We start from the raw sequence: 12,623 nt of genomic DNA on the forward strand, positions 1-12,623 counted from the left end.
AAATAAGATGAAAGGCGGGACGGAATAACGGTGCGATGGCGCATCCATTGTTAACCAATAAGCCGTTCCTCATTAACATTATTGCACAATAGTAAATTTCTGATAAATTAAACGTACCTTTGCGCCAAAATTAAGGTAGCATTTTCATGCAAAAAATAAGAAATATAGCGATCATCGCACACGTTGACCACGGCAAAACTACGTTGGTTGATAAGATTTTACACAGTTGCTCTATCTTTCGTGATAACGAAGAGACCGGCGAATTGATATTGGATAATAACGACCTGGAACGCGAACGAGGTATCACCATCGTATCAAAAAACGTTTCGGTAATGTATAAAGACGTTAAGATCAACATTATTGACACCCCGGGTCACGCCGATTTTGGCGGTGAAGTGGAACGTGTATTGAAAATGGCCGATGGCGTTTTGTTGCTTTGCGATGCATTTGAAGGCGCTATGCCCCAAACACGTTTTGTTACCCAAAAGGCTTTGGCTTTAGGCTTAAAACCAATTGTGGTAGTAAACAAGGTGGATAAAGAAAACTGCCGCCCCGAAGAAGTTTACGAACAGATTTTTGAATTGTTCTTTAACCTTGACGCCACCGAAGACCAACTGGATTTCCCGGTTATCTACGGTTCATCAAAACAAGGCTGGATGAGCACCGACTGGCAAAAGCCAACTGAAGATATTTTCCCGTTGATGGACGCTATTTTGGCAAATATTCCGCCGGCGCCAATCGCCGAGGGTACTTTGCAGATGCAGATCACCTCGTTGGATTATTCATCTTTTGTGGGCCGTATAGCCATTGGTCGTGTTGCACGCGGTACCATTAAAGAAAACATGCCGGTATCGTTGGTTAAACGTGATGGCACGATCCAAAAAACAAGGATAAAAGAACTATATACTTTCGAAGGCCTGGGCAAGGTTAAAGCTACCTCGGTAAGCAGCGGCGATATTTGTGCGGTTGTAGGTATAGAAGGTTTTGATATTGGCGATACTATTGCCGATTTTGAAAAACCGGAACAACTGGCCGTTATAAAAATTGATGAGCCTACCATGAACATGCTTTTTACTATCAACAACTCACCGTTTTTTGGTAAAGAAGGCAAGTTTGTAACCTCGCGTCACCTGCGTGACCGTTTATATAAAGAAATGGAAAAAAACCTGGCGCTGAAAGTTGTTGAAACTGAGTCGCCGGATTCGTATCTGGTTTATGGCCGTGGTATCCTCCATTTATCTGTACTGATCGAGACGATGCGCCGCGAAGGGTATGAGATACAGGTTGGTCAGCCACAGGTTATCATTAAAGAAATTGATGGCGTTAAATGTGAGCCAATAGAAACACTGATTGTTGATGTACCTGCCGAGGTATCGGGCAAGGTAATTGAGTTGGTAACACAGCGTAAAGGTGAAATGTTGATCATGGAGCCAAAGGGCGATTTGCAGCATTTGGAATTTGATATCCCTGCACGCGGAATTATCGGTTTGCGTAACAACGTGCTGACTGCTACCGGCGGCGAGGCCATTATGGCACACCGCTTTAAAGCTTACGAGCCATGGAAGGGTACTATCCCCGGAAGGTTAAATGGTGTATTGGTATCGATGGACAGCGGTAAAACTACTGCCTTCGCCATTGATAAACTGCAGGACCGTGGCCGTTTCTTTATCGATCCGGGTGTTGATATTTATGAAGGACAGGTTTTGGGCGAGCATATACGCGATAACGACCTGGTAATCAACCTGACCAAGGGCAAGCAATTGACCAATATGCGCGCTTCGGGTAGCGATACCAACGTACGTATTGCGCCGGCCATCAAGTTCTCGTTAGAGGAAGCAATGGAATACATACAGGCTGATGAGTACATCGAAATAACTCCGCTATCGATGCGTTTACGTAAAATATACCTGAACGAAGGTGAGCGCAGGAACAATGCGAAAAAGTTTGCCAATCAATAATTAGCAATACAAATTATATTACTTAGAGGGGCAGGCTTAGGTTTGCCTCTTTTTTTGTCAAAATACACAGCTGCGTAATCCCGATAAAACAATTAATTTAGCCGGATGAAAGGTAATGACCGGTTATATCCAAGTATTTTCCACACTCGTTATGTGGTGCTAAGCCAGCTTAGAGATATTACCATTGCACGCATGCAGGAGCTTACTGCTGCTGATAAGACACAAACTTTGATTGATTTTGGTTGCGGCGAGATGCCGTACCGAACTTTGATTGAACCGATGGTAGGTAAGTACCTCGGTGTGGACCTGGAGATGAATCCAAAGGCCGACCATCATATTGGTTTTGACAGCAAAACAACTTTGCCTGACGGGTATGCTGATATCATATTATCGAATCAGGTTTTGGAGCATGTTGATACGCCATCGGGCTATTTGCAGGAGGCTATGCGTTTGCTGAAGCCAGGAGGACACATTATTTGCACAACACACGGTTACTGGTTTTATCACCCAACACCCAACGATTACTGGCGGTGGACAAGTGCGGGCTTGCGTAAAACTATTGAAGCCGAGGGGTTTCATATTAACGTATTTCATGGAGTTCTTGGTTTGGCGGCAAGTGGCTTACAATTATTGCAAGACGGTATTATTGCCAAATTACCTAAATTTTTAGTGCCCCCGTTCGCGCTCATTATGCAGGCAAAAATACGCTTGTTCAACAAAATAAATACACAGGTGCAACGCGACAGGGATGCAGCCTTATATGTTGTTGTTGCCCAAAAACCGCTTTAATAAATAATTCCTTAACTTCGTGCTAAGCATAAAACCTTAAGACTATTTGATATTTGGGATGGAAGAAAATATAAACCGGGAAAACGTCGTATCGTACTACGATGAGCACATAAAATTTAAAGTTAACGATTATGTTATTGTAAACCCCCGCGTTGAAGGTGCCTGGAACACTATCAAAAAGTTTGCTCCATCAAACCCAAGCCGTATTTTAGAAGTGGGATGCGGCATGGGAAGCATTTGTAACAAGATGAATAAAAGGTGGCCAAATGCACAAATAACCGGCATTGACATCAGTACGCAATCTATACAAATAGCAAAAGCCCTCTTTGCGAATGATAAGGTTAGTTTTATAGAAAGTATACTAACTCCCGAAACATTTAATGAGCAATTTGACCTGATTATATTTATGGATGTTTACGAGCATATAGCTGTAAACGACCGATCCGCAGTACATGCTGCCTTGGCTAAAAATTTAAAGAACAAAGGCAAGATAATTTTATCCGTACCAACCCCCGCGAATCTCAAATGGTCGCTGATAAATAAACCAGAAACGATGCAGCCTGTTGACGAGCATATAACGTTCGAGGTGATTGGTAAATTAAAAGCTGATACTGGTACGGAGGTTATTCTGTATGAATTGAAAAACATTTGGAACGTAGGCGATTATGCGCATGTGGTTTTGGAAAAGAACGATGATTTTGAGGCTGCTTTTTTTTCACCCAAACCGGTAACCGCCACCCAGCGTACAGCAAGGATATTAAATAAGCTAAAATGGAAGTTTGGCAGCTATTACCGTAAAATGTATGTGCGCAGCAAGTTAAAATAGATATGAACGGCGGGTACAACTTATGCATCATAAAGCCCAATAAGTCGGCCTTTTCAGAGACCTTTATACAAGAACATATTGACCGTTTGGCTGGCAATAAAACCGTGTTGTATGGTGGCGCATTTCCTGTCTACGATGAAGATGGCCGCTATCTGATTAAGTCAAAAATAGGTTTGCTGATTTACCTTATCCAAAAGAAAGTATTCAAAAAGGTTCAAATTAATGTGCGCACAAATGCGTTGGTGTCGTATCTCAAAACCAAAAAAATTGATATTGTTTTTGCAGAATACGGAATGGTTGGTGCATCGGTAACAGATGCATGCAAGGCTGCAAACGTACCCTTGGTCATCCAGTTTCACGGTGCCGATGTGCATCATCAGCCTACCATAAAAAAATATCATAACCTTTACTTAAAGGCATTTGAATACGCAAGCGCGTTTATAGCTGTATCTAAGGACATGGCGAAAGAACTGACAAAACTTGGCGCACCGACAGATAGGGTATTTTATAATTCGTGTGGTGTTGATACATCGATGTTCTTACCCGTTGAAGTGGAAAAAACCAAACATAATTTTTTGGCCGTCGGTCGTTTTGTCAACAAAAAAGCGCCCTTAACAACAATAAAAGCATTTAAGATAGTTACGGAACAAGTCCCGGAGGCACATTTGTGGATGGTTGGCCGAGGGCCGCTTTTAGAAGCAGCGGAACAATTAACGATAGATTTAGGACTGACGAGCCAGATTACGTTTACCGGCGTACTGCAATCGAAGCAGATTATTGAATCGATGAAACAAATGCGTTGTTTTGTACAGCATTCGGTCACCTCATCAGACGGAGATATGGAAGGCACGCCCGTTACAATATTAGAGGCTTCGGCCTCGGCTTTGCCTGTTGTTGCCACAGCTCATGCCGGCATAAAAGAAGCTGTTATAGATGGCGTTACCGGGTTTTTAGTGGCAGAGCATAATGTAAAAGAGATGGCGAAAAAAATGATTTTTTTGGCATCATCTCCCCAGTTTGCCGCACAAATGGGTGAAGCCGGTCGGGAGCATATGATGAAAAATTATGAATTGAACGATCGCATCGCAACTATAGACAGTATCATCCAAAACGTAATAAAGAAAAAATAAGCTGTTGGCAAGGAATCCCAATTTACTGCAAAAGCAAGGGTTTTATAATAGTTTGATATTATATGCCGGCACTGGTTTGGCCTTTTTTAACCTTATTGTGTTATTTGTAACTTACTTAAGCCCGGAAGAGATAGGCTTTTATACAATACTCATAGCCCTTACCACCATATTTGCCCAAATAGCATCTTTGGGTACAACCAATGTAATTTTGCGGTATTATCCTTATTATCGTAATGATGATAAGCAGGATTCAGGGTTTGTTACTTTTGTTGTTTTGGTGACGCTCGCTGGTTTTGTAATGGTCGCGCTCTTTTTCCTGATATTTAAAAGGCCCGTAATAGATTTTTACAAAGCTAAAGAGCTTCACAGCGCTGTAAAGGCATCGTCGCTTTTGGTAAAATACTATGACTATATCATCCCTATAACCTTTTTCATCATGCTGTATACATTGCTCGAAGCGCTTGCTCGCAGTGTATTCAAAAATATATTATCAGCTTTTTTGAAAGAGGTGTTAGTGCGGATAATTACCGCAATAAGTGTTTTATTGATAGCTTTTAAACTTGCAGATTACCACAACTTCGTAATTATCTTTTTGTACAGCAATGCCGCTATTGCGCTTATTTTATGGTTCAGTATATTTAAAGGCAACTATTTTAAACTTAACCCTATAACTACTGAGGTTACCAAACGAAAACGTGAAATGATAAGTTACGGATTATACGCTGTTTTAAGCGGCGGGTCGTTCGCTATGATACAATCGGTAGACACCTTGGTATTGAGCGCCTTGACAAATGACGCTATGGTGGGTGTATATGGTGTTTTTTTCGCTATTGCTGTTGTAATCAATCTCCCTGCAAAAGCATTGAACAGAACATCATATCAGATCATTGCCAACGCTTTTAAAGATAATGACCTAGAAAAAATTGGTAAGATATATAGCAAAACCTCGTTGGTACAATCTATTGTTGGATGTTTGTTCTTTATAGGATTAGTTGCGAATCATCATAACATCATCACAATACTCCAAAGGAAAAACGCGATCTACGAACCATACTTTGATGTTTTTGTCATTGTAGGTATCGCATTCCTTGTAGATATTACTGGAGGGCTAAACAGCGCTATAATTAGTAGTTCAAAATCATATAAATTGGTTATGTACCTGCTTACAACCGGGGTGTTATTGTGTTTTGGCTTGAACATTTTGTTGATACCGAAGCTAGGTATGTCGGGAGCCGCATATTCGTATTTGATAACCATGTTTGCACTCAATTTTACCTACTGGCTCTATATTAAAGTTAAATTCGGTTTGCAGCCTTTTACAAAGTCCTATCTTTGGGTTGTTTTAGTCAGCCTGATAAGCCTATTTGTAGGAATTTACTTGCCCGCAATCAATAATTTTTTTGTTGATGTTGCTTACAGGTCGTTAATTGTAGCGTTGCTATATTTGGCACTCACCTATTGGCTAAATATTTCGGTTGATATAAATGAATTAATAGATAAAGCGTTGTTGAGACACAAACGTACCAACATTAAATAAAACATGAGCGACCAAAATACCCTTAGCACCAACGTTAAAACCGCCTACGACGGCTATTACGAAAAAAACGACGAGGGCTGGCGTTTGCTGGGCGCTAAATATAAGGCTCAACATATTATTGATGTTTGCAAGGGCTATACTTTTAATTCGGTACTGGAGGTTGGTGCAGGCGATGGTAGTATTTTAAAGTTATTGTCCGAACAAAATTTTGCGCCTAAGTATTCGGCTGTGGAGATTTCGGAGAGTGGTGTGGCGCGTATCCGCTCGCTCAACATAAAGGGGCTGGAGTTGGTGCAGGAGTTTGATGGCTATCATTTACCATTTAAGGATGGCGAGTTCGACCTGGTGGTGCTTTCGCATGTATTGGAGCATGTGGAGCACGAGCGCCTGTTGCTGCGCGAGCTGAAACGGGTGGCCAAAATGTGTTTGATAGAAGTGCCTATTGATTATAAAGATGGTGTGGATGGACGCATAAAACATTATCTGGCTTACGGGCACATCAATATGTACACACCAACAAGCTTAAGGTACTTGTTACTTACCGAAGGCTTCAAGGTAGTTAACGACCTCACTTCGATGATTGAGCCCGAAGTAACACGTTTTAATACCTACATCAACCAAAAGAAAAACAAGAGCCTTATCACCGACCTGAAAATATCGGCTGAATATGGCGCAAAAAAATTGCTTGGTTCGCTGTTAGGCAAAGCGATGCAGGAAAAAAGGGCCAGCGCTTATACCATACTTTGCAGTAAAGAAGGCGAAAACCTTAACATATTTTAAATGCAACACCTTGCGCCCATAGCCTTGTTTGTATATAATCGGCCCGAGCATACCCGGCGTACCATTGCATCTTTGCAAAAAAATTTGCTGGCTGATGAATCGCGGCTGTACATCTTCTCGGATGCGGCGAAAACCGAGGCCGACGTGTTTAAGGTGGAAGAAGTGAGGGAACTGATAAAAGGGGTTGATGGCTTTAAATCGGTAAAAGTGGTTGAACGCCAACAGAACCTTGGCTTGGCCAATTCTATCATAGCCGGAGTTGCGCAATTGGTGAACGAATACGAAAAAGTGATTGTTTTTGAGGATGACCTGCTGTCATCGCCATATGCCCTTACCTATCTTAACGAAGCGCTTGTTAAGTACGAAAAGCAAGATAAGGTAATGCACATCGGTGCATACATGTACCCTATTGACCTTACGGATTTGCCGCAAACCTTTTTTTACCGTGCTGCCACCAGCTGGGGCTGGGCAACATGGGCCCGGGCGTGGAAATATTTTGAACCGGATGTTGATACCCTGCTTAAACAGTTCGACAATAAGAAAATTATGCAATTCTCAATAGAAGGGAATATGAATTTCTGGAAGCAGATACAGCAGTTCAAAGCCGGCAAAAATGATTCGTGGGCCATACGCTGGTATGCCTCTATCTTTTTAAAGGGTGGGTTGACTTTAAACCCAGCGCAATCGCTTATCCAAAACATTGGCAACGATGGCAGTGGCATACACTCGAACAACGAAGATATGTATAGCGTTAAGATAGCGAAAGATCCGGTGACTTATTTCCCTGATGTTATTACTGAGAACGCGGATGCGCATTGGGCTATTAAACACTTCCTTAAAAACCGTAAAGGTACTTTGTTGCAAAGGTTGGTCAGGTTTGTTAAGCAGCAGTTGGGGAGTTAGGTTTCATCTTTTTTAGAAAGGTTTTCAATATCGTCAATATCTTTTGCTCTCCTGGTTGTTTGTTTTGCAATTAATAAGTCATCTAAACGAATAGTCCTGATCTGTAAGCCATCTTCTTCAAAATAAACAGCGTTGTTAAATGATGAGTTAAAATCCAATCCTTGTACTTTCATCATCATATCGATTGCGGTAGGTGGCCTGCCAAAAGTAAATACATCCCATTTGGGGTGATCAAGGAAATTTTCCTCGGTCATATCGAATAACGGCATTCCGAACGTTAAAAATGCCTGTTTTATTTTGACGTAGTTTTCAGGGGTTTTCTCCACCCAAATATCCATATCACCCGTTGTACGGGCATAACCATGCAATATCACCGAAAAGCCGCCAACTAAGATGTAACGGACATGGCAATCGTTTAGCGCCTGTATAAATTCCCGGAAGTCTTCTTTAAAAATATTACCCATTTGAGTTGCGGATTCGAGCACTAAATGCTGTTCTGTCCAATTTTGGTGGATTATTTTCAGGATAGTTGTAGGCAATACTGTTTAGATAATTGGCAATCTTTACCCGTTCCTGCCAGGTAAGGCTTTGGTAATATTCCCTGTGATCGGCAGCTTGAGATGTCGTTTGAGCTTTAAATGCCGTTCTGTCCAACTTAAATTCACTCATACCCAAATTTATAAAACATTTATCAATATTATGCTTTTGCACACGCCACAATATACGGAGATAAGAGCTTCGATTCGAAAGGGATAATTTTGGTAATCGTTTTCCCGATCACCCATATCGCCTTCATCACAAACTTGCCCCATGCCGACGTGGTTTCGCGGTTCTCGAGCCAAACGGTAAAGCGACCGTGGTAATGCACATCTATTTCCGTAAGCCCGAGTTCGGTATAAATGCAGCGTAACAAATCAACATCCATGCTGGCTATGTTGTGTTTAGCGTAATTATCCGGGTCGAAGGTGCGCTGCAGCCAGCCATTTATGCCGGTAAAGTTGGGTAGCGTAATAAACAAAGTACCGCCCGGGTTAAGCAAAGGCAAATGTGCTTTGATGATCTCTTTGGTATCGGCAAAATGCTCTATCAAACCGAACGAAAGCACCATATCATACATTTTTTCGGGCTGGTAGGTAAACAAGTCTGTTTCTATAATTGCTATGTCGTTCTGTTTTAAACCGTTTACCTCTAATAATTGGTTAACCAGGTCGCGGTGCACAAAATAGTCTAAAAGAGTGGTATCAATGTTTCGATACTTTTTGAGATAAATGGCGTAATATCCCGGGAAACCGCCCAGCTCGATGGCCGATTTAATGTTGTTCTTTTTAATGAGACCAGCCAGCAGGTCGCCAAAAATATAATTGGGTTTTATATAAAATATCAGCCCTTTTCTCGATTCCCAAAACGCTTTCCAGAAAGCACGGTCGGTTAAATTTTGCTCCATTTATTTATATCAGATGCACTGTATCATCTTTCTTTTCCAATATCCTTGCGGGATTGCCCACTACTGTACAATTATCGGGCACATCCTTGGTTACCACCGACCCTGCTCCGATGATGACATTATTACCAACCGTGATATCGCCAATTATGCACACATTGGCGCCAATATCAACATTGTTGCCAATGCGCGGGCAGCGCGAAAACGTGCCGTTGGGTAGTTTTTTATGGCCTACGGTTACCGAATTGCGTAACACACAGTTTTCGCCCAAAACAACGCCCTGGTTAACCACCAAAGCCTGGCCATGGTAAATGATGAGGCCTTTGCCTGCTGTGAGCTTCCGCGGAAGCTCAACACCCAAAAACCATTCGATGGTTACCCGGTACCAAATGAGGTACAGGATAAAAATGATTTTTAAAGCAGTATAACGGTTAAAAACCTGCACCAACCTAAAGCATAACAAAATGAGCTGCCCTTTTATATTCCTGCGGTTGGCTTTCCAGTCTTGAAAAAGATAGGTAAAAAAACTCATTGTTGGTTTTTTGTAATTATGCTGTTTAACTTTCAAAAGTAAAGGTTTCATTTAGTATTATTATACTTGCTATCCCAAATGGGAATAAAAAATGAAAGTTACGTTAATTAACACATCCGATGCTGGTGGTGGTGCACCCGCTGCTTGTATGCGCCTGTTGAAGGCCCTGGCGGCCGATGATGTTGACGTACACCTGCTGGTGAATGAAAAGCACACGGATGAAGAGCGTGTGGAAAGAGCCAGCCAAAATGCATTTGGCCGCTTTAAAAGCAAAGCAGATTTTTATTACGAGCGCCTGCCATTCATTTTGGTTCACGAAAAGGATAAATCGCTTCGATTTGCGTTTTCCTCCGCTAATGCGGGAACAAACATAAGCAGCAACCATTTGATAACCGATGCCGACCTGTTGAACCTGCACTGGACAAATTCGGGATTCCTTTCCATCAATAACCTGAAACAACTAATCGATTTAAAAAAACCCGTTGTTTGGACGTTGCACGATATGTGGGCATTTACCGGAGGTTGCCACTATGCGGGTGATTGCGATCATTATTTGATAGAATGCGGCAATTGCCCGATGCTAAAAGATGCCTCGCCCAACGACATATCCCGGAAAGGATGGCGTCGCAAAAAAGAACTGTACCAAAAAGCTGATAATTTGGTGTTTGTAACCTGCAGTAGCTGGCTGGCCGGCATCGCCCGTAAAAGCGCATTGCTCAAAAACTTTCGTATAGAGGCAATACCCAACCCGATAGATACCGATATTTTTGCACCTCAAAACAGAGCCGGGGCCCGCAGAAAATGGGGTTTTGATGATACGTCGAAAATCATCTTGTTTGGTGCCGCCAATATTATGCATACCCGGAAAGGCATAGCCTATCTGGTTGAAGCTTTGGAGCGGATAAAAACAGAGCACCCTGAAATGGCAAACATCGAAGTAGTGATTTTCGGTAAAAACAAAGGGTTCGATGTTTCGCAAATCGCTTTTAAGGTTACGCAGTTGGGCATCATCAAACAGCAACAACAATTGGCCGAAATTTACAGCATGGCCGATGTTTATGTGTTGCCATCGCTGGAGGATAACCTGCCCAATATGGTGATGGAGGCCTTGGCTTGCGGAACACCTGTTGTAGCTTTTGAAACCGGTGGTATACCCGAGATGGTAGAACACGAACAGAATGGTTACCTTGCAAGGTATAAATCGTCGGAAGATATGGCAAAGGGGATACTGTATGTGCTTAACTACGCCCAACCACACCTGATGAGTACCAATGCCCGCAGCAAAGTGCTCGATAATTTCAGTAATGAAATCGTAGCCGGAAAATATAAAGCTTTATATCAATCACTACTTCCATGAGCAATATCAATCCCGTTTTATCGGTAATTACTGTTGTTTATAACAATGTACAGGGTATTGAACGCACCATGCTTTCGGTGTTGAACCAAACCTATCCCAACATTGAATATATTATTATTGATGGAAAATCGGATGACGGCACTGTAGAGGTAATAGAAAAGTATCGCGACAGGTTGGCCCAGTTTGTAAGCCAAAAGGATAAGGGAATTTACTATGCCATGAGTAAAGGGCTGACGCTAATGACGGGCGATTATGTGTTGTTTATGAACTCGGGCGACGAGATTTATGCGCCCGATACGGTTGCCCGGATTTTTGCTACGGCGCATTGGGCCGATATTTATTATGGTGAAACCGAAATGATTAATGCGCAGGGGGAAAGCCTTGGCAGACGGCGGCACAAAGCTCCGGCCAAATTTAACTGGCGAAGTTTTAGCTGGGGGATGAGTGTAAGCCACCAGGCTATTTACATTAAGTATGGCTTAATTGGGCCTTTTGATAAGAAGTTTAAATTAAGTGCCGATATTGATTGGATAATACGAGCGGCAAAAAAAGCCTATAAAATTGTTAACACGCACATGTATGTGGCCAAATACGAGGTAGGTGGTATATCGAAAAAGAAACACATCCGGAGCCTTTTCGAGCGCTTTTTGATTATGTGCAGTTACTATGGAGTTATACCAACCTTATTGCGCCACCTCGTAATGCCGTTTAGGTTGATTGGATACTATGCCGTGAACCGAAGAACAAATGATTAATAAGAACAGGTATTTATAAAAAAGTGAAGCCGACCGAAAAACTGATGACATTGTTACGAAGCGTAGAACCATCGTTGGCCAAGTTGGCCAAACCAGTACTATAGCCAACGCCGAATAATAAACCACTCTTTAAACTGAGGCCTCCGGTTAAATTAATACCATAGTCGATTTTTTTAAAATCGCCGACAGCACTGCCAAAAGTAACCGGCGTGGAAGTGCTATTGAAAGCTGTAACACCATTGTTTGTGGCCGTAGTAGAAAGGGCGTCTGTACCCGATGTGCCGATGGCGACATACGGGCCGCCGCCGAGAAATATCTTACCTATAACCACAGGGAAATGGTAAAGCAAATTTACAGGAACCTCTACATAGTTAAAGTTTAATTGCTCGGTTCCGGTATAGGTATAGCTGCTGCCGTTGTTGGCAACTGTTCCTGCAACATCGTCGCGTCCGCCTTTGGTATTGTATAGAAGGCCGGGTTTAAACGACCAATCGCCCAGGCCCACATCGGCAAATACCCCATCCTATACCCCTTGAGCGTTGAACCCGAACTGGACATGCCGGATTCTGTTTCGATAAGGTTGGATAAGTTTAAGCCGGTTTCAATTCCAAACTT

14 protein-coding genes are annotated in these 12,623 nt (G+C 42.3%); 9 read left to right on the plus strand and 5 right to left on the minus strand.

Features of this window, described 5'->3' with window-relative positions; translation table 11 throughout:
- Positions 1-146: 146 nt before the first annotated feature.
- The 7 genes from typA (at position 147) to QZX97_RS18570 (ending at position 7,923) form a co-directional block, all read left to right on the plus strand.
- Positions 147-1,958 (plus strand): translational GTPase TypA, encoded by a 1,812-nt coding sequence (gene typA / locus QZX97_RS18540; RefSeq protein ID WP_295651412.1) that lies wholly within the window; start codon positions 147-149, stop codon positions 1,956-1,958.
- Between the two features lie 105 nt (positions 1,959-2,063).
- The gene (locus QZX97_RS18545; RefSeq protein WP_295651414.1) at positions 2,064-2,747 is read left to right on the plus strand and encodes a class I SAM-dependent methyltransferase; all 684 of its coding nucleotides are present in this window, start codon (positions 2,064-2,066) and stop codon (positions 2,745-2,747) included.
- 58 nt (positions 2,748-2,805) lie between these two features.
- The gene (locus QZX97_RS18550; protein WP_295651417.1) at positions 2,806-3,573 is read left to right on the plus strand and encodes a class I SAM-dependent methyltransferase; all 768 of its coding nucleotides are present in this window, start codon (positions 2,806-2,808) and stop codon (positions 3,571-3,573) included.
- 86 nt (positions 3,574-3,659) lie between these two features.
- Positions 3,660-4,703, plus strand: coding sequence for a glycosyltransferase (locus QZX97_RS18555; RefSeq protein WP_295651419.1), 1,044 nt, complete (start codon positions 3,660-3,662; stop codon positions 4,701-4,703).
- A gap of 4 nt (positions 4,704-4,707) precedes the next feature.
- The gene (locus tag QZX97_RS18560; protein WP_295651423.1) at positions 4,708-6,240 is read left to right on the plus strand and encodes a polysaccharide biosynthesis C-terminal domain-containing protein; all 1,533 of its coding nucleotides are present in this window, start codon (positions 4,708-4,710) and stop codon (positions 6,238-6,240) included.
- A 3-nt stretch (positions 6,241-6,243) separates the two neighbouring features.
- Positions 6,244-7,020 (plus strand): class I SAM-dependent methyltransferase, encoded by a 777-nt coding sequence (locus QZX97_RS18565; protein ID WP_295651425.1) that lies wholly within the window; start codon positions 6,244-6,246, stop codon positions 7,018-7,020.
- Positions 7,021-7,923, plus strand: coding sequence for a glycosyltransferase (locus QZX97_RS18570; protein ID WP_295651427.1), 903 nt, complete (start codon positions 7,021-7,023; stop codon positions 7,921-7,923). It begins immediately after the preceding gene.
- Here QZX97_RS18570 and QZX97_RS18575 read toward each other — a convergent pair.
- Genes QZX97_RS18575 through QZX97_RS18590 form a run of 4 tightly spaced genes read right to left on the minus strand, consistent with a single transcriptional unit; the run spans position 7,920 to position 9,896 of the window.
- Entirely contained in the window at positions 7,920-8,387 is a 468-nt protein-coding gene (locus tag QZX97_RS18575) for a nucleotidyltransferase (RefSeq protein WP_295651429.1), read from the minus strand. The two genes, QZX97_RS18570 and QZX97_RS18575, sit on opposite strands and share 4 nt — an antisense overlap.
- On the minus strand, positions 8,380-8,592 hold the full coding sequence (locus tag QZX97_RS18580; RefSeq protein WP_295651430.1) for a hypothetical protein: 213 nt from the start codon (positions 8,590-8,592) through the stop codon (positions 8,380-8,382). The genes QZX97_RS18575 and QZX97_RS18580 overlap by 8 nt, the downstream gene beginning before the upstream one ends.
- Before the next feature lie 28 nt (positions 8,593-8,620).
- A complete protein-coding gene (locus QZX97_RS18585; RefSeq protein WP_295651432.1) occupies positions 8,621-9,367 on the minus strand; it encodes a class I SAM-dependent methyltransferase in 747 nt (248 codons plus the stop codon).
- A 4-nt stretch (positions 9,368-9,371) separates the two neighbouring features.
- Positions 9,372-9,896 (minus strand): serine acetyltransferase, encoded by a 525-nt coding sequence (locus QZX97_RS18590; RefSeq protein ID WP_295651434.1) that lies wholly within the window; start codon positions 9,894-9,896, stop codon positions 9,372-9,374.
- Positions 9,897-9,987: 91 nt separating this feature from the next.
- On the opposite strand from QZX97_RS18590, the gene QZX97_RS18595 reads away from it, so the two are divergent.
- A complete protein-coding gene (locus QZX97_RS18595; protein ID WP_295651436.1) occupies positions 9,988-11,253 on the plus strand; it encodes a glycosyltransferase family 4 protein in 1,266 nt (421 codons plus the stop codon).
- Positions 11,250-12,008: a glycosyltransferase family 2 protein gene (locus QZX97_RS18600; protein ID WP_295651438.1), complete on the plus strand. Its 759-nt coding sequence runs from the start codon at positions 11,250-11,252 to the stop codon at positions 12,006-12,008. Before QZX97_RS18595 ends, QZX97_RS18600 begins: the two co-directional genes overlap by 4 nt.
- 13 nt (positions 12,009-12,021) lie before the next feature.
- Here the strand turns inward: QZX97_RS18600 and QZX97_RS18605 are convergent, their stop codons facing one another.
- Entirely contained in the window at positions 12,022-12,513 is a 492-nt protein-coding gene (locus tag QZX97_RS18605; protein ID WP_295651440.1) for an outer membrane beta-barrel protein, read from the minus strand.
- Positions 12,514-12,623: the final 110 nt, after the last annotated feature.

The sequence above is a fragment of the uncultured Mucilaginibacter sp. genome, assembly GCF_903893715.1.
GTDB lineage: Bacteria > Bacteroidota > Bacteroidia > Sphingobacteriales > Sphingobacteriaceae > Mucilaginibacter.